At 41.3% G+C, this 18,482-nt stretch carries 17 protein-coding genes and 1 pseudogene; 4 read left to right on the top strand and 14 right to left on the bottom strand.

The window, feature by feature from the left end:
• Positions 1-9: 9 nt before the first annotated feature.
• The 3 genes from trkA (at position 10) to BLV86_RS17510 (ending at position 3,820) form a co-directional block, all read left to right on the top strand.
• On the top strand, positions 10-1,371 hold the full coding sequence (gene trkA / locus BLV86_RS02270; RefSeq protein WP_031553027.1) for a Trk system potassium transporter TrkA: 1,362 nt from the start codon (positions 10-12) through the stop codon (positions 1,369-1,371).
• A 16-nt stretch (positions 1,372-1,387) separates the two neighbouring features.
• A complete protein-coding gene (locus tag BLV86_RS02275) occupies positions 1,388-2,836 on the top strand; it encodes a TrkH family potassium uptake protein (RefSeq protein WP_090814976.1) in 1,449 nt (482 codons plus the stop codon).
• 465 nt (positions 2,837-3,301) lie between these two features.
• On the top strand, positions 3,302-3,820 hold the full coding sequence (locus BLV86_RS17510) for a hypothetical protein (protein WP_139297868.1): 519 nt from the start codon (positions 3,302-3,304) through the stop codon (positions 3,818-3,820).
• A gap of 150 nt (positions 3,821-3,970) precedes the next feature.
• On the opposite strand, the gene eno is transcribed toward BLV86_RS17510, so the two are convergent.
• On the bottom strand, positions 3,971-5,269 hold the full coding sequence (eno, locus tag BLV86_RS02285) for a phosphopyruvate hydratase (RefSeq protein WP_029200215.1): 1,299 nt from the start codon (positions 5,267-5,269) through the stop codon (positions 3,971-3,973).
• 418 nt (positions 5,270-5,687) lie between these two features.
• Between eno and BLV86_RS02290 the strand changes: the two genes are divergently transcribed.
• Positions 5,688-6,764, top strand: coding sequence for a tyrosine-type recombinase/integrase (locus BLV86_RS02290; protein ID WP_090815022.1), 1,077 nt, complete (start codon positions 5,688-5,690; stop codon positions 6,762-6,764).
• 140 nt (positions 6,765-6,904) lie between these two features.
• On the opposite strand, the gene BLV86_RS02295 is transcribed toward BLV86_RS02290, so the two are convergent.
• From BLV86_RS02295 to lspA, 13 genes and pseudogenes are all read right to left on the bottom strand, one after another.
• Positions 6,905-8,362, bottom strand: coding sequence for a sensor domain-containing diguanylate cyclase (locus BLV86_RS02295; protein ID WP_175456415.1), 1,458 nt, complete (start codon positions 8,360-8,362; stop codon positions 6,905-6,907).
• A gap of 150 nt (positions 8,363-8,512) precedes the next feature.
• The gene (locus BLV86_RS02300) at positions 8,513-8,941 is read right to left on the bottom strand and encodes a hypothetical protein (RefSeq protein WP_031553043.1); all 429 of its coding nucleotides are present in this window, start codon (positions 8,939-8,941) and stop codon (positions 8,513-8,515) included.
• A gap of 49 nt (positions 8,942-8,990) precedes the next feature.
• Positions 8,991-9,635 carry a transcriptional repressor LexA gene (gene lexA, locus BLV86_RS02305; RefSeq protein ID WP_081828155.1) on the bottom strand — a complete coding sequence of 215 codons (645 nt, stop codon included), beginning with the start codon at positions 9,633-9,635 and terminating at the stop codon, positions 8,991-8,993.
• A gap of 188 nt (positions 9,636-9,823) precedes the next feature.
• Entirely contained in the window at positions 9,824-10,183 is a 360-nt protein-coding gene (gene rsfS / locus BLV86_RS02310; RefSeq protein ID WP_031553049.1) for a ribosome silencing factor, read from the bottom strand.
• 54 nt (positions 10,184-10,237) lie between these two features.
• Positions 10,238-10,861 (bottom strand): bis(5'-nucleosyl)-tetraphosphatase (symmetrical) YqeK, encoded by a 624-nt coding sequence (gene yqeK, locus BLV86_RS02315; protein WP_090814978.1) that lies wholly within the window; start codon positions 10,859-10,861, stop codon positions 10,238-10,240.
• 24 nt (positions 10,862-10,885) lie between these two features.
• Positions 10,886-11,518 carry a nicotinate-nucleotide adenylyltransferase gene (nadD, locus tag BLV86_RS02320; RefSeq protein ID WP_090814979.1) on the bottom strand — a complete coding sequence of 211 codons (633 nt, stop codon included), beginning with the start codon at positions 11,516-11,518 and terminating at the stop codon, positions 10,886-10,888.
• A 187-nt stretch (positions 11,519-11,705) separates the two neighbouring features.
• Positions 11,706-11,999: pseudogene (locus BLV86_RS18590) on the bottom strand (YhbY family RNA-binding protein); the annotation flags it as partial.
• Positions 11,996-13,381, bottom strand: a complete 1,386-nt coding sequence (gene obgE / locus BLV86_RS02330; protein ID WP_090814981.1) for a GTPase ObgE — start codon at positions 13,379-13,381, stop codon at positions 11,996-11,998. The pseudogene BLV86_RS18590 and the gene obgE, both read right to left, overlap by 4 nt.
• Positions 13,382-13,664: 283 nt before the next feature.
• The gene (rpmA, locus tag BLV86_RS02335; RefSeq protein ID WP_029200208.1) at positions 13,665-13,928 is read right to left on the bottom strand and encodes a 50S ribosomal protein L27; all 264 of its coding nucleotides are present in this window, start codon (positions 13,926-13,928) and stop codon (positions 13,665-13,667) included.
• Between the two features lie 30 nt (positions 13,929-13,958).
• A complete protein-coding gene (gene rplU / locus BLV86_RS02340) occupies positions 13,959-14,264 on the bottom strand; it encodes a 50S ribosomal protein L21 (RefSeq protein ID WP_031553068.1) in 306 nt (101 codons plus the stop codon).
• 131 nt (positions 14,265-14,395) lie between these two features.
• Positions 14,396-16,990 carry an NlpC/P60 family protein gene (locus BLV86_RS02345; RefSeq protein ID WP_090814982.1) on the bottom strand — a complete coding sequence of 865 codons (2,595 nt, stop codon included), beginning with the start codon at positions 16,988-16,990 and terminating at the stop codon, positions 14,396-14,398.
• A 7-nt stretch (positions 16,991-16,997) separates the two neighbouring features.
• Positions 16,998-17,909 carry an RluA family pseudouridine synthase gene (locus BLV86_RS02350; RefSeq protein WP_090814983.1) on the bottom strand — a complete coding sequence of 304 codons (912 nt, stop codon included), beginning with the start codon at positions 17,907-17,909 and terminating at the stop codon, positions 16,998-17,000.
• Positions 17,906-18,463, bottom strand: a complete 558-nt coding sequence (gene lspA, locus BLV86_RS02355; protein WP_031553076.1) for a signal peptidase II — start codon at positions 18,461-18,463, stop codon at positions 17,906-17,908. Before lspA ends, BLV86_RS02350 begins: the two co-directional genes overlap by 4 nt.
• Positions 18,464-18,482 lie beyond the last annotated feature (19 nt).

Raw genomic sequence — 18,482 nt, forward strand, 5'->3', positions numbered from 1 at the left:
ATTTAATATATGAACATTATTGTTGTAGGTTGCGGCAAAGTCGGACTTACGCTTGCAGAGCAGCTATCCAAAGAGAATCATAATATTACCATTATAGATACCAATGAGAGAGCATTACGTCATGCAGTGGAATCCATCGATGTTATGGGCATAACCGGAAACGGCGCCATGCTTGAGATACAGCAGGAAGCAGGTGTAAAAAACGCTGACGTTCTGATAGCCGCAACGGATTCTGATGAAATCAACATGTTATGCTGCCTTATCGCCAAAAAGGAGGGTAATTGCAGCACCATAGCTCGTATCAGAAATCCGGAGTACACTAATGAAATCACCTATCTCAGAGACGAATTGAACCTTGCCACAGTTATAAATCCCGAAATGGCTGCTGCAAAGGAAGTTGAAAGACTGCTGCATTTCCCACAGGCATTGAAAATCGACAGCTTTTCAAGAGGAAAGATCGATCTTTTCAGAGTCAGGGTTCCTGAAAACAGTAGTATCTCAGGCATAAAACTCCACAATATACATCATGAGTTAAATGTTAATGTACTCATATGCTCCATTGAAAGAGGCGATGAAGTCATCATCCCATCCGGAAAACAGGAAATCAGAAGCGGAGATATCTTAAGCTTTATCGCCAATGCCCCGCAGGCTAATGCTTTCGTCATCCTCCTCGGTATAGATTTTGCTCCTATCAGGAATATCATGATAATCGGAGGTGGGAGAGTCACCTACTACATTGCCAAATACCTTCAGGCTTCCAAATCCCGCTGCAAACTGAAGATCATTGATATAGATCATGACCGCTGCGATTTTCTTGCAGCCGAATTCCCTGAAGCAACCATAATCAATGCTGACGGCACCGATCAGGATATGCTTATAAGAGAAGGCATCGAAAGAACCGACGCATTCTGTTCCCTTACCGGAATTGACGAGGAGAATATCATGCTTTCTCTGTATGCAGGAAAGCTTTCAAAGGCAAGACTTATCACCAAGATCAACCGTATCTCCTTTGAAGATGTGGTTAATGAGCTAAACCTGGGTTCAGTTATCTATCCAAAACAGATTGTAGCAGACTATATCGTTCAGTATGTACGAGCCCTCCAGAATTCACAGGGATCAAATGTGGAAACCATGTTTAAGATTGCAGACGGAAGAGCTGAGGCTTTGGAATTCAGAGTGGGCAATGATCCCAATCTGGTAAATCACAAGTTCTCTTCATTGAGATTTAAGCCTAATGTTCTTATTGCTGCTATCGTTCGTGACGGCAATCTTATTACTCCAAGAGGCTCTGACTTCATGCTTCCCGGTGACAGTGCCATTGTTGTCACTACAAACACGGGTTTCAATGATCTTAAGGATATTCTTGCATAAGGGAGCTTATTGATACATGAACATAAATATGATCGTATATGTACTTGGATGGGTACTGAAGCTTGAGGCAGGCCTCATGCTTTTACCCATGCTGTGTGCATTGATTTACAAGGAATTGTGGGCCTTTTCGGCACTGGGAATAAGTGCGTTGTTGTCTTTATTCATAGGAACCCTTGTGACCTTGAGAAAGCCTAAAAAAATCGCCTATTACGTCAAGGAAGGTTTCGTAATATGTGCCCTCAGCTGGATCGTGTTATCCCTTATCGGGGCCCTGCCATTCTACATTACCGGCACCATTCCTCATTATATCGACGCGGTGTTTGAGATAGTTTCAGGTTTTACAACCACCGGAGCCTCAATCCTCGATGAGGTGGAGCATTTAGGAAAGGGCTTACTGTTCTGGCGTTCCTTCAGTCACTGGGTAGGCGGAATGGGAGTACTGGTACTTGTTCTTACCATACTTCCTTTGGGCGGCGGATATAACATGATGATAATGAAGGCCGAATCTCCGGGACCTGCAGTAAGTAAAATGGTTCCAAGGGTTGCTGACACCGCCAAGGCCCTGTACAAGATTTATTTTTTCCTGACCATTGCATGGATACTGATTTTTTTTGTATGCGGCATGGATTTATTTGATGCCTTATGTATCGCTTTTGGTGCTGCCGGCACCGGAGGTTTCGCAGTAAGGAACTCAGGAATGGGCGATTACAGCATGTTCTGCCAGTTTCTCATTACCATAGCCATGATAATGTACGGTGTTAATTTCAACGTCTATTATCTTATGCAGAAACGCAAATACAAGGACGCCCTTGGATGTGAGGAAGCAAGAGTTTATTTTGCTATAATAATCGCATCAAGCATTTTTATCGCTTTTAATATTCTAAAGATGTGTGGCGGCGACTTGATTTATTCATTGCATCACAGCTTCTTTACGGTAGCATCACTTATAACCACAACAGGTTTTTCAACTCTGGACTTTAATACCTGGCCGCAGCCGAGCCAGATGGTTCTTTTGTTCCTGATGTACTGTGGTGCCTGTGCAGGTTCAACCGGCGGCGGAATCAAGGTATCCCGAGTTATCATTTTATTCAAGGAGATCGGCAAGGATCTTTTGGTTCTTCTTCATCCTGAAGCTGTGAGACATATAAGGCTGGAAGGAAAGAGACTGGAGCATTCAGTTGTAAGATCCGTGAACTGTTACCTTATAATGTACGTGTTTATCTTTTTGGTATCAGTATTTATCATTTCATTTGATAAATTTGATTTTGTAACTAACTTTTCTGCAGTAGCCGCAACCTTCAACAATATAGGTCCCGGACTTGGTGCAGTAGGCCCTGTATGCAATTACTCGGAATACTCTGATTTAAGTAAGATTATTCTGACCATAGACATGCTTGCAGGAAGATTGGAAATCCTACCTATGATGATTTTATTGCTTCCGAAAACATGGTACGGCAATAATTAATAAATATTTATAAATAATGAACTCCGAATATTCCTAAACTGAATAAGATGGATTATTCGGAGTTTTTACATTTCAATCCTGATGTTTCGGCAACAATTAAATATTGCCGAAACATCAGGGGCCCACCGGAATTTTCCTATTATCTCTTCGTTAAACTGGTGTTTTGCGAAATAATGAATTATGAGCTATTTAGATAATTTTGAGCTGAAATTTGACCTGGACATCCACCCTGTCCATACATTGATGTCTGTATCCGGACTTCGAAATGACAATACCAATAAAATAAGAATATTTTCTAATGATGGTTCATATACCGAAATCAAAAAAGGTATCGATCGTTTTAATGCTGAATCAACCTGGATAAATCAATTCAGACGCTTTTATTCTGAGCATCCGGACAGTTTATTCTGTCTCAATATAATTACAGGCTCTGACAAAGAATCCTGCAATACATTGGATCAGATTTTGATTGATACAGACTCATTTTTGGAATTTAAATCTGAGATACAAAAAAACTTAATTTCAGATAATTTAGATGCAATTACCTCCATATCTCCTCTTTTTTATCTGGAACGTATAAATGATACCGGAAATGTATTCTTATATGTCTTATATAGCATTCCGGTTAATGAGCTAAAAAAAGAAATTGTATACAATATGATTTACTCATTGTGCGAAAAAGGCGGATTTTTCCTTCATGAAAACGGAATTTATGATAAATCCCCGGAACAGGCACTTTTGTATACAATACAATATGTTCATGACGGACTGTTGGTACATGATACTGAGTATCCCTGGTTCCAAAAAAAATTCCAGCTGATAGGCACGGCACAATCCTTTGCCTCCATCTTAATCATGATTTCCACCGTACTTTTCATGAATAAGCTCCTCTATCTTCCTTTTGGCTGGCTGATTTTCACAACATTAATAGCAATTGGATTATATATATTTATTGTATCACGAGAAAACTCAAAACATCCATAGAAATCGGCAATATTTAATTGTTGCCGATTTCTATGTCACATTTGTAGCATTTATTAATAATGTTTATAACAGACTCATCATTATTACATACTGAAAAAGGCGGAACAGCTATACTGTTCCGCCTTAAATCTTCTTATTACTACGAAAAGATTATCTCTTAACGTTGAATGCGTTGAACTTAGGATAGTCAGCACCATCACCAAGAGCTTCCTCGATACGAAGGAGCTGGTTGTACTTAGCTACACGCTCTGATCTTGAAGGAGCACCTGTCTTGATCTGGCATGTGTTAAGAGCTACAGCAAGATCAGCGATTGTTGTATCCTCTGTCTCACCTGATCTGTGAGAAACGATTGCTGTGTAGTGATGCTTGTGAGCAAGCTTAATAGCGTCCATTGTCTCTGAAAGAGAACCAATCTGGTTAAGCTTGATAAGGATTGAGTTAGCAACGCCAAGGTCGATACCCTTCTGAAGTCTCTCAACGTTTGTAACGAAAAGGTCATCACCAACAAGCTGAACCTTGTCACCAAGAACCTTGGTCATCTTCTGCCAGCCTTCCCAATCTTCCTCATCGAGACCATCCTCGATAGAGATGATTGGATACTTCTCTGTAAGCTTCTTCCAGTGATCGATAAGCTCATCAGTTGTGAAATCCTTACCAGCCTTAGGAAGGTGATATACGCCTGGCTTGTCGCTCTTCCACTCAGAAGAAGCAGCATCCATAGCAAGTACGAAATCCTTACCCGGCTCGTATCCTGCCTTCTTGATAGCAGCTACGATATAGTCAAGAGCTTCCTCATCTGATGCAAGGTTAGGTGCGAAACCACCCTCATCACCTACAGCTGTTGCAAGACCGTTAGCCTTGAGCTCTGACTGAAGTGCATGGAATACTTCTGAACACCAACGAAGACCTTCCTTGAAGCTTGGAGCGCCTGCCGGCATGATCATGAACTCCTGAGCATCAATGTTATTTGCAGCATGTGCACCACCGTTAACAATGTTCATCATAGGAACAGGAAGCTCGCAGCCTGCTGCACCACCAAGGAACTGATGAAGAGAAACACCAAGAGACTCAGCAGCTGCATGTGCTGATGCAAGTGATACTGCAAGGATAGCATTAGCACCGAGCTTTGACTTATCCTTTGTACCATCAAGCTTTAACATAGCTGCATCTACAGCATAAACGTCTGATGCATCTACGCCCTGTAAAGCGTCATTGATAAGAGTATTAACATTCTCAACAGCCTTAAGAACACCCTTGCCTACATAACGGCTCTTATCGCCATCACGAAGCTCAAGAGCCTCAAACTGACCTGTGGATGCACCACTTGGTACGGCTGCTCTTCCAACAGTACCATCTGCAAGAGTAACCTCTGCCTCAACTGTTGGGTTAGATCTTGAATCAAGAATCTCACGCGCGTGAACATTTACAATTTCTAAATAATCATTCATGTCTTTACCTCTTTCGCTTTTGACACCGGTCCTTTAATATTTCGCTTCGCGAAGAACCGTTGCTGCATATCAGAATAATTAAAACCCTGACATTGTCTCCTTGGCCTATGATTGTATCTGACCAAATGCAATTATAACACTGAGTATAAACCCTCGCAACCGCAACATAGCTTTATATTATGAAAATAATAGGAAATTTGTATGTCATCATAGCTAAAAAACATCTTGTTTTTTCGTTATATCCGTCATTATTTCGCAAAACCTTTCTACATTCCTATGCTTCTCTTTGTTATAATATACAAAGAATAATGATTTGGATCGTCAGATTGTGAAATTATTATCATTTATGCACTAATATTCATATATACTTATACCCATTAAACCGACAGAACTATTTCACTTGAAAATCGGAGGAAAAATAATGGCATTAAAATATCATGAGCAGGTAGATAAAGAAAATACTCTTAAATTAAGATCTCTGCTCTCCGAACTGCCCCAATGCTGTACTACTTTTTTCAGGGGCATCGAACCACGGACTTCATCAAGAACCCGTATCGCTTATGCTTATGATCTAAAAGTGTTTTTCCAATTTCTTAGAGATGAAAATCCTATATTCAGAAGCAAAGCCATCAGGGATATCTCTCTGGATGACATAAGTAATATAACCGTTTTGGATCTTGAAGACTTTCTTGAATACCTTAAATACCGTAAACGAACGACTAAAGACTCAAAGGGAAATGAAATAACAACAGATGTTATCAACAGCCGCACTGCCATAAAGCGCAAAGTTGCTTCCCTGAGAAGCTTCTATAACTATTTTTATCGTAATCAGCTTATACAGAACAACCCTGCCGCCCTATTACAGATGCCCAAATTGAAAGACCATGAAATCATTCGAATGGACTCCAATGAAGTTGCAGATTTTCTGGATGAAGTCGAAACCGGAGACAACCTCACCAAACATCAACAGGTATTCCATGATAAAACCGAACTCCGTGATGTTGCCATGATGACACTCATGCTAGGCACCGGAATCCGAGTATCTGAATGTGTAGGCCTTAATATCTCAGATGTAGACTTTAATAATAACGGCATTCATATCCACAGAAAAGGCGGCAAAGAGGTTACCGTTTACTTTGGCGATGAAGTCGAGGGAGTTTTACGTCAATACGTGGATCACAGAAAACATCTTGTACCAGAAAACGGCTCCGAGGATGCTCTGTTTCTTTCTCTGAGAAACTCACGTATCACTGTGAGATCTGTAGAATATATGGTAAAAAAATATGCCAAAACTGTAACGCCTCTTAAGCATATCACTCCCCATAAATTAAGAAGCACCTATGGCACCAATCTATATAAAGAAACCGGTGATATATACCTGGTGGCAGACGTTCTGGGACACAATGACGTTAATACCACAAAAAAACACTATGCCGCTTTGGAAGACGAACGTCGCAGAAGTGCCCGAAACAAGGTTCGATTAAGAACAGACTAAAACATTGGGAAACCACATTAAACTTTGGAGATTAAAAAAAGAGCCTCGTAAGGCTCTTTTTTTTAGTCTGCCACTCAATCAGCTCGAGAACATCTCAGGAACTTTGGAGACCTCCTCTCAGGAACTTTGGAGATTCTTTTTTATCCTCTGGGATCTGTTCCCCCTTCGCTTATGATTTTCTCATGCATCAATTTCTTTTTCTCATACATGCGCTGATCTGCAATTTTTCTCAGCTCGTTAGGACTTGTACTGTCCGTCGGTGCTATTGCGTAGCCGGCACTTACGCTTATGGTTATCCTGTAATCCTTTGTATCCAATATAGGAACCTTAAATGCTGCGTCCATATCCTCCAGGATTTTCTTGTACTCTTCTTCCGGAAGCTCCTCGTCTATCAAAATAGCAAATTCATCACCGCCAATTCTGAATACTTCATGACGGGATGCATCCCTGAGTCTTATGGCAGTTTCCTGAAGAACCTCATTACCCACATGGTGTCCGTAATTATCATTGGCATACTTAAAGAAGTTCAGGTCTACATAATAAATTCCATATGTATCTCTGGTCTGTGAAACAGCTTTTAATGCCTCTCCAAAGACACGTCGGTTCTTAAGGCCGGTCAGGTCATCATGAGTACCCCTGTAATCCAAAAGCTTCATCAATGTATGGTTTCTGATCCTAAATCCGATAAAATAAGAAATACTCTCTATGATCTTACGAGTGTCGATATCATCGATAATTTCATAATTGTCCGCGCATAAAAAGCCAAGTATCTGATGCTTGTTATCATAGAACGGCGCACATACAAATCTTTGAATTCCTCTGTCCTTTAAATTTTCATATACATCTTTTTCATGTTCTTTGAAAATATCGATATCGTCAATCTTTATAACCGCTCTGTCGCGATTCAGGTATTTTTCCCAGTTTCCAAAGTACTTTTGATAACTAAGCTTTGAAAGTTTTTCCCTGTGAGTAGGAATACCGTCATTGCACCACTCAAACTCCAGATCCACAACAACCCTGTCAGTGCTGAGTATATAAATTCTTTCAGGATGGATAACCCGACTAAGCTCCAGAAGAACCTGATTCATAACAGCATCATAATCATCCTCATTGCTGAGAAGACGACTGATACGTACTATAGCATCATCTGTAGTTGAATTTCTTCGCAGCAATTCTCTTTCCAGATGACTGTCATCGATGAATGTACACACTACTATACAACACCCTCTAATATTGGTCGGGGCAATAATAAACTCCGCCCAATGTCCAAGTATTTTGCTGTAGGTTGTATAGTTACTCTCTTCTCCCCGATACGCAGCTTTATAGGCATAATAAAACAATTCTTTGGTTTCATCTTCATAGGTTTCTGTAGCCAGATGCCCTACCAGATCTTCTTTATCATGTCCGATACCTCTGCAAAAGCGTTCGTTAGCGTAAAGATATTTTGCATCAACAGCTCCGTCATGCTTATCATTTTCTACAATTTGAAAAAGAGCATATGCCACAGGAAGTTTTTTTTGTAATTCCGACATCTTGTCGAATAACAAAAACGCATTTTTTATTAATGAACTATCATTGTCACCTTGCATTCTTTCCATTGAAACCATTACCTTTCTAAATGAAAACTGATCACACTGATCTTTCACGAAAAATAAAACGACATCATGTCGTCACTTATCTAAAAACCATATAGTGTTATATCGGTAATAAATTCCAATCTGATAACTCATTAAAAAATAAAAATTTCATCAAAACATGCTTGGATTATCTTCCTGCCATTTACCCCGGTTCTTTAGCAAGGTTTTCCTGTTGTACAGCGTCCTTACAGAAACCCCGGCAAATTCCGCAGTTTCCCTGGTATTGTGCTCTAAAGAGAATTTATACACTTCTCCCACCGTAACCTGACTTTCTTTTCGTTTAAACCATCCGGCTCCTCTGGTCCTGTGATGTTCATGTATGCCAACCTCAACATTTACAAAACCATCCCGTGATTTCCCGCTTTTCTTTTGGACATTGCTTTCAAAAACATGAACATATATACCACAGGCTTCAAGTTTTCCGGATAATTCGTTAATATCCTTCTTTAAATCCTCCAGCGATTCTCCGTCCATTGGAGCCATTTTGAATTTATGATAAATGATATCATAATTTAATGCGTCTTTTGCTCTTTCAATCATACCGGATCTCCGGTTTCGGCAATATTTAAATATTGCCGAAACAACAATGTTATTTCATACCCATACGGATCAAACCGATAACTTTTCCGAGTATCTTGCAATCAGGCACAATAATAGGATCCATGCTGTCATTCTCAGGCTGAAGTCTTATGTGTCCGTCTTCCTTATAAAAGCGTTTCACTGTAGCACTATCATCAACGAGAGCGACAACAATCTCGCCATCGTTGCAGGTTTCCTGCTGTTCTACTATAACACGGTCCCCGTTAAGTATGCCGCAGTTGATCATGGATTCACCTTTTATGGTCAGCATAAATACTGATTTGTTTGGGAGCATATCTACAGGAATGGGGAAATAATCCGTGATATTCTCCTGAGCAAGTAAAGGAAGCCCTGCCGCAACAGTACCAACCAAAGGTACCTGAGCCACCTCTCGTTCAGGCGCCGAACGGAACTCTGATGTTGTGATCATCAGAGCTCTTGGATGTGAAGGATCTTTCTTTATCAATCCCATGGTTTCCAGATCATTGATATATGTAAATACACTTGATGTAGACTTTAACCCTACCGCAGCACAAATATCCCGCACAGAAGGGGGATAATTTCTCTCAATAACACATTGTTTAATATACTCAAAAACTGCTTTTTGCTTTGGTGTCATATGATTAGCATCCGGTTGTTTTTTGTGTCTGCCCATGTCATACTCCTTTTTTATTATTAAATATAATAAAACTTTATCACAAACATCCGTTCATTGCAACTATCATATAAACATTTGTACTTAAAAAAAGAATTCTTACGGCTTCTTTTGAAGTATTATTTTGACGCGCTTTAAAGCCATGGCAGAACTAAAAAAACCCCGACTATATAAGTCGGGATTTGCGATCATAGCTCATTTATATCAACCATCTTTTTTCCGTCAGACCATATACGTTCAAGGTCGTAGAACAATCTCTGTTCCTTATCAAAGATGTGAACAATGATATCATTATAATCAAGAAGTATCCAGCCGCTGTTGGGAACGCCTTCTTTACGACGCATCTCAAAATCGAGCTCAGCCATCTTATCTTCTACCGCATCACTGAGTGCATCCACCTGTCTCAGGTTGTCTGCTGTTGCGATCACAAAATAATCGGCAATAACAGATACCTCCGAAATATCAATAACAGTTATATCATATCCCTTTTTATCCGAAAGAGCATTGTAAACTGCCTTGACCATTTCCTTTGAAGTTTCATTTGCCATAAAAATAACTCCTTTAAATAACTGTCATAATGATGATATTTATTTTATCGGCTGTCAGCGCGTTTCAATAAGTTCTTTGTAATACCTGTAGGTATCGTAAGAATCTTTACAGATGAAGCCTCCTGATTCCTCAAGATATGTTATGGTATCATGATTAATCTCGTATACAGCTCTGTCCAGATCCTCGAATGCCAGCTTTCTGATCTCAGTAAGCCTTGAAGCTTTATATCTTCTTGCTTCAATGTAGTCGGCAGTGAAAACTATAGCCTCCAGAAGACTCATATTTGGCCTTCCAAGGGTGTGATAGTATATGGCCGATAAAATATCCCTGTCATCTATTCCAAACTCTTTACGGGCATATACGGCACCAAAAACAGAATGTATAACCTGAGGTGCTTTCAGCATATCATCTGTAAGCTCTACTTTTTCTTTTTTACAAAGCTTTATCAGCTCTTCATCCGAGAACTGCTTTGCACAGTCATGAACGAGCCCTGCTGCCTCAGCCTTATAAAGATCAACTCCGTATCTCATTGCAAGACAGACACAGGTAAAGCTCACACTGAGTGAATGCTCATACCTGTCAGGTTTCAGAATCTTTTTAAGCTTCTTTCTGTATTCATAAATCTCTGAAATATCCGGCTTATCACCGTTTTTCTTTGCTTTTTTGTCTGATGCCATAAAATGATCCCCCATGAACAGATGTCAGGATCTGTACAGATTGTTATCCCTGATATATTCCTTAACCTTATCCGGCAGAAGTCCGCTTATGTCTTTGCCTTCCGCCACCATTTCGCGGATCATAGTGCTGGATAAATTTGTTTCCGGATAATCAAGAACCTCTATATCCGCCTGAAATCTGTCTTTAAGATATTCCACCTGTTCCTGAAAACTCCTATATCCATCAGGATAATGTCTCCCTGCCACAGCCAGTGTAGCAAGCTTCATTATCATCTCCGGATGATACCAGGTGTCTATCTGATACATTGAATCTGCCCCAATGATAAAATAAAAATGAATATCCGGATGCTTTTCATGAAGCAGTGCCAATGTTTCCGCTGTATATGTCTCTCCCTCCCGTTCAAGCTCGAACAGAGAAAGTTTAAAACCCTCTCTCCTAGAAACCGCAAGAGAAGTCATTTCACACCTTTGTTTTGCAGGCGTAACCTTTTTGTTTTTCTTAAAATAGGGATCCTTAGCCGGCATGAACCAGACTTCATCAAGGGACAACTGGTTAAGAGCACACTGACCCAGAGAAAGATGCGCATTGTGAATGGGATCAAACGTACCGCCCATTATACCGACTTTCTTTTTGTTATCATGAACCCCTGTTAACATACCGGTACCTCTGTCACTCTAAGTCGTTATCGAAATCCTCGTCGGCTTCTTCCACAAATCGAAGACTCATTCCGCTTCTTGAGGCCTTCTTCTTTGCGCCGGCAATCTCAGCATTGTGATTCCTGCTTTTTGAATGCTTTCCCGTGTTTTTTCCGCCGTCTTTAAGCTCAGCCTTTGAAATCTCATACTTACGCTTTTTAAAGTCCGGATCCGGCTTATAAAGCACGATCTTACGACCGATAACCTGGACAACTTCTGACTGGGTACGTCCGGCAAGAGTATGGGCAATGGCCTTTGGATCATCATCGCAATTCTTCAGGATATTGATCTTGATAAGCTCATTTTTAACAATATTCTCTCTGACAGCCTCGATAAATTCCGGTGTTAGGCTGTTTTTTCCTATGGAAAGGACCGGTTCTATGTTCATAGCTGCGCCCTTTAATTCAGAACGCATCTTACTGTCTCTTATATATTTCTTCATTCTTCTTCTCCGTTATTCTTTGGCTGATGACGTTTAGGGAAAGCTGTATCGATAGCCTTCTCAAGCTCCTCTTCCTCATAAGCATCTGTATCATAGTACTCAAAGGTATGACCATAGATCTTTATGGTATCGCCCTCCTGAATACCCATTTTCCTCAGAGTCTTGATAACCCCCTGTTCAGCCATGAAACGCTGGAAGAACTCAAAGCCTTTTTCTGTACTGATATTGGTATATCCAAGCATCTTCTCAATCTTTGGTCCTTCAACAGAGTAAGTGCTGTCGTCAAGCTTCTTGTATTCGATGGCAAGCTGCTCTTTATGTCCAAGGGTTTCCAGATCGACTTCGCTTTCATAAACCTCGACTTCCTTTGCACCGGCTTCCTCAACGTAGGTCCAGGCAGCTTCAAGAACCTCCCGGAGTCCGGTATTTGTGGCTGCAGAAATTGCAAAAACTTTCACACCCTGGGGCTCATATATTTCCTTGATCCTTGTAACTGCACTGTCAGAACCCTGTTCATCGATGATAAGATCAGTTTTGTTGCAGGCTATGATCATAGGTTTCTTAAGGATATCCGGATCGTATTTCTCTATTTCTTCGTTGATAGTCTTAATGTCTTCAACGGGATCTCTTCCTTCACAGCCTGAAGCATCTACAACATGAACAAGTACTTTACAACGCTCTATATGACGCAGGAACTCATGTCCCAGACCAACACCCTCAGAGGCTCCTTCGATAAGACCGGGGATATCCGCCATAACAAAAGATCTGTCACCCTTTAAACCAACTACTCCGAGATGTGGAGTAAGCGTTGTGAAGTGATAGTTTGCAATCTCAGGTCTTGCATTGGAACACATGGACAGAATGGTGGATTTTCCTACATTCGGAAGTCCGACCAGTCCCACATCAGCGATAACCCTCAGTTCAAGCTGTACCCAGAGCTCTCTTGCATCCTGACCCGGCTGTGCAAACTTAGGTGCCTGCATTGACGGTGTGGCAAAGTGCATATTGCCCAGGCCGCCTTTTCCGCCTTTAAGAAGTACAAGTCTCTGATTGTCACCTGACATGTCCGCGATGATCTTTTTGGTCTCAAAATCACGGATGATAGTACCCTCAGGTACCTTAATAACAAGATCCTTACCGTTTTTTCCGTGCATGCGTTTTCCGCCGCCTTCTTCACCGGGGGTTGCGACATATTTCTGGCGGTTTCTGAAGTCTTCAAGAGTATTCATACCCTTATCAACTTCAACGATGATATCACCGCCTTTTCCGCCGTCGCCTCCGTCAGGACCACCGGCCGGTACAAACAATTCACGACGGAAGGAAACATGTCCGTTACCGCCTTTTCCGCTTTTGATGAAAATTTTTGCAATATCTGCAAACATAGAATCATTTCTCCTTTCCCAAGGGTATCCCCGCGCCGCAAATAGCGTCGCTAGCCCTCAGAGAGCAAATCAAATAGAAACAATGCATAAGTCCGGAACACTTCCTTGAACATCTCAACTGCTGAAAGAATATCCATAACAGACTCACACATTAATTAAAGAAAGAATCCATTAGGATTCTTATGAACCACTTAAAAACACTAATAACCGTGGACAGAATTAGAACAAAACCCCTGCACCGATATTACGGTACAGGGGTGATTTTCTGAAAAACCAAGCGAGATTACTCAGCATCTCTAGGCAGTACGGATACCTGCTTTCTGTCTCTTCCAAGGTGGCTGTACTTAACTACGCCGTCAACCTTTGCAAAAAGTGTGAAATCATTGCCAAGACCTACATTAAGACCTGGGTGAATTCTTGTTCCATTCTGCTTGTAAAGAACATTACCAGCCTTTACGAACTGACCATCTGCTCTCTTCTGTCCAAGTCTCTTGGACTCGGAATCTCTACCGTTCTTGGTAGAGCCCATACCTTTATGATGAGCCATGATTATCCTCCATTAAATACTTTGAAAAAATTAGCCGATAGAATCAATCTTTACTTCTGTAAAGAGCTGTCTGTGACCATTCTTCTTGTGGTATCCAGACTTTCTCTTGTACTTGTAAACGATGACTTTCTTAGCCTTGCCATTCTTAGTAACAGTGGCTGATACCTTAGCACCATCAACGACCGGTGTACCGATCTTCATAGCGCCATCATTAAGAACAAGCACCTGATCGAAAGTAACCTTGTCGCCTTCCTTTACATCAAGTTTCTCAACTCTAATGATATCGCCTTCGCTTACCTTGTACTGCTTTCCACCTGTAAGGATTACTGCATACATTACGAGGGTCCTCCTTTTTATCATTACTCGCTGACTTTGGTGGTACAATAATGCACACTTCTAACCTCGTCATGCGGCATACTCAAGTACTTTAAATGCTCGCTTCGAAATTGTCAATGGGTTTTAAAAAATTAATTTATTAACTTTCTATAATATGGATAGCTTGCCGTAACCTCATTGACGGAAACATTGTTTGCTCCCGAATTTTCGTGGATAGCAATCATTTTTCCATTTTCGGCCCATCCCAGGAACATCACCACATGGGAGTCTGCTCCGGTTCGGATAACAACATCTCCGGGCTGAAGATCCGCTCTGTTTATTTTTTCTCCCTCTCCTATGAGACTGGATGTACTGTATGCTTTATTCAGATTATTTCCTATAGAAGACCAGTATACCCACTGTATCCATCCTGAGCAGTCAAGTCCTCTTAACACTCTGCCTCTGTAATCTGCCTCAACTACGCTTCCGAAAGCATTGCCTTCGTAGTTCTTACTGCTTGCCTTGCCTCCCCAGTAGTATGGTATCTTACCTACTGATTCAAGGGCAAACTTTATAACTCTTTTTCTGTCTTTTGAAATATCCTTGGGAAGACCATCAATATACTTGGAGATTTCCTCTTCAGTTAAAGGATTTTTAGGATCGATGGTTGAGATAGACAATCCATAAACCTTAAACCAGTCCTGAGCTATAAGTCTTTCGGCATAAGCCTTCTGTTCATCTGTCCATCCTTCCCAGACACTTCCAGGGGACTCATTGTCTGTCGCTTCCAATGTCTCATCCTCAGCAGACTCTGAAGATTCTACTGTTTCAGATTCTTCCTTATCCGAACCGTCGGTTTCCTCAGCTTCTCCTGTTTCTTCCTGATCCGCTTTCTCTGCCTCAAGCTCAACACTTCTTAGTCCGTCATCCTCTTTAAATCCGTAAATCGTAACGCTCACGTAAAGATCTACATGTCCCGGACAGTAATTCTTGCTCTTTACATCTGTTTCTCCGTTACTTTCCTCCGTGGTCTCCTTGGCCTCCAGAGACTCCTCTATAAGACTATAAAGAGTGGCATCATCCATATTTCGGAGTTCTTCTCTGGTAAAGGTTCCGAGAATGATCCTATCCTCTTTACTCTCATCAGTGCTGCCTTCTTCTGTTTCTGATGATTCATCCTTATCTTCTTTATCTTCACCCTCACCTTCAGATGAAGCCTCTGCCGTTTCCACCGCTTCATCACCATCTGCTTCAGTAGATTTGTTTTCCGCAGTTGTTCCGTCATTGATAATGTCTATGCCCTGACCTGCCTTATATTCCCAGTATTTGCTTGTCGTAGATTCAGGCTCTTTTGTAACCAGCGTTTCCTTAGCCGAATGATCATACAATGCAGGAACAAGGCTCACTGACTCATAGGCTGTTGAACTCTCTTCTGTTGATTCTTCCGAAGCCTCCGTCTCTATTTCAGCCGGTGCCGTTTCAATCACCTGTGATTCGTAATTCATATCGGAGGACTCTTCCTGTGAAAGCTCAGCTCCGTATGCCGTAATCTTTAATAAAGGATTGATTCTCCTTACCCAGGAAGCCTTATTAAGTATCTTTGCCGCAGCGAGTACCATTCCGTTATTTTCATTTCCTGCATCTGACAATGAGCTTTCCTGATAAGAAGTCTCCTGTTGGGAAACTCCCTGTTCTGAGCCCCCGGCATTATCGGTCTGTGCCCCGAAATCCGAATCATTACTCTGAGTTTCGGTTTCTGACAGATCCGATGACATCTCGCCTGATGTATCTAAAGTTTCCTGTCGGGTTTCCCCCTGAGATGCTCCGGCATCATTACCATTAGCTTCTGTCCCGGTTCCATCGGATTCCGGAGACTGATCACTATGACTGCCTGCATCAGTGGAATCCGAAGACGTCTCAGTTTCGGAGTCCTCCGTTTTTTCCTCTGCAAGCTGCTTTTTCAGCTTTTCAAGTTCTTCTTCAATCTTCTTGGCTTCTTCCCCTTCTTCCTTAGCCGAACGGTTAATACAGCCACTGTCGTAATAAACCTTACCGATACTGATCGTATACCTTCTGGACTTATCATACAGTTCTTCACAATATTTTTTGAATGTTTCCACATCAAGATAATCATGGGCATAGGTATAAACCGATGCCATTGACATGATTTCCTTAACATTGGAGTACTCATTTACCCTTTTTCCGTCAGCATCGTAAAAGGAAACATTAACATTTTTAAAGGTCGGTATGTACCAGGTGGCAGGGTTATCCGGATCCTGCCCGCCCGCAGAAGGATTATACTTACCCATAACTCTTCCGGAGCTTACTCCCAGTCTTTTCGCAAGAGATAGGGGAGTCACACCTGAGGTATCATAGATATTGGCAATATAATCATTGTCCTCCTTCATAAGTTCTTTGTATATCTCACCGGCATAACTGTTAAGAGGATCACTTTCATCCACCCCCTCCGGAAAAACATAAGCCAGATTTAACTTGTACGGAGATGGCACAAATACTTCTTCAGTTTCAGGCTCTGTTTCCTCGATAGTTGTTGTCTCAGGTATTTCCGAAGGCGTTGCCGTTGTTTCAACTACTGCCTCTGATTCCACTGTTTTAACGGATTTTTGAGAAACAACAACCACCAAAAGTCCCAACCCCATACATAAGGTCAGGACTCCGAGCTTAATCTTTTTCAATTGTTCTTTAGTCAATTGTTTTTTAGTCAATTGTTTTTTAGGTTTACTCATATATAATTTATTTCCGCAGTCTATCCATAAGCTGTTTCAAATATTCCGGATACTCAGAATCAAACTCCACATATTCGCCTGTTGAGGGATGTATGAATCCGAGAACCTTTGCATGGAGACACTGTCCTTCGAGTGTGAAAGGACATCTCTTGGGACCATAGACGTCATCTCCAAGAACAGGATGTCCTATGGATGCCATATGAACACGTATCTGATGTGTACGACCGGTCTCTAAAACACATTCCACAAGAGTATAATCTCCAAAACGCTCCAAAACCCTGAAATGCGTAACCGCATTCCTTCCGTCCACCATATCGATAGCCTGCTTTTTTCTATCCTTCTTTGAACGCCCCAATGGCGCATCCACCGTTCCGGAATCTTCTTTTATATTACCACAGACTACTGCCACATATTTTCTTGTTATGGAATGCTCCTTAAGCTGCTCTGCCAGGGATTTGTGTGACTTATCATTCTTGCATACCACGAGAAGCCCCGTAGTATTCTTGTCTATCCGATGCACTATCCCCGGACGCATAACACCGTTTATGGTACTAAGCTCTTCCCCGCAATGATTCATCACGGCATTGACAAGGGTTCCCTGATAATGTCCCGCTGCAGGATGTACCACCATACCCTTAGGCTTATTTACGATAAGAAAATCTTCATCTTCATATACAATATCAAGAGGAATGTCCTCAGCCACCACGTCAAGAGATACAGGTTCCGGCATATCTATCAGAAGCTCGTCCCCTTCTTTCACCTTAGAACTTGCTTTACAGCTTCTTCCATTTAATTGTATGCGATCATCCTTAATTAACTTAGAAGCATAGCTTCTGGATATTTCAGGTTCCTCCAGTGTAGAAAGAAACTGATCAAGACGGACCTGATCTACACCCTCAGGAACATTGACCTTTATCATTTTTCCTCCATAAGTGAATCTTCTTTGTCTGATTCTGCACCGGCATTTTTTTTGCTGCTTCTCAGATAATTAAAGTCCTCATCCTTATAGTAGAACAGAAGCAAAAGTACCATGACAATACACCCACAGGTAACATATATATCAGCTACATTAAAAACCGGAAAATCTATAGGGCTGAAATATATAAAATCAACCACATATTTCTGACTTACGCGATCTATAAAATTACCTATAGCTCCCGCAAAAACAAGTTCCGCAATAAACAGAACCGGGTAATAACGCTTGTTATTCAAAGGTGTTTTGTATACTACATAAAGAATGCCGATAAGCACCACTATAGTTATGATATAAAAGGCGTACTGAGCCCCCTGAAATACTCCGAAAGCGGCACCCTGGTTTTCCACATAAAGCAAATATAAAACGTTCTTGATAACCGGGATTCGTGCATTCCCCCTTAAGGTTTCTACTGCCAGTTGCTTTGTAAGCTGATCGGGAATGATCAAAACCACCGCCAAGAGCAAAAAAAGAAGTATTCTCTTTATTCTTGAATTCATATTATTCTTTAGTAACGTC

The organism is Oribacterium sp. KHPX15, assembly GCF_900107835.1.
Taxonomy (GTDB): Bacteria; Bacillota; Clostridia; order Lachnospirales; family Lachnospiraceae; genus Oribacterium.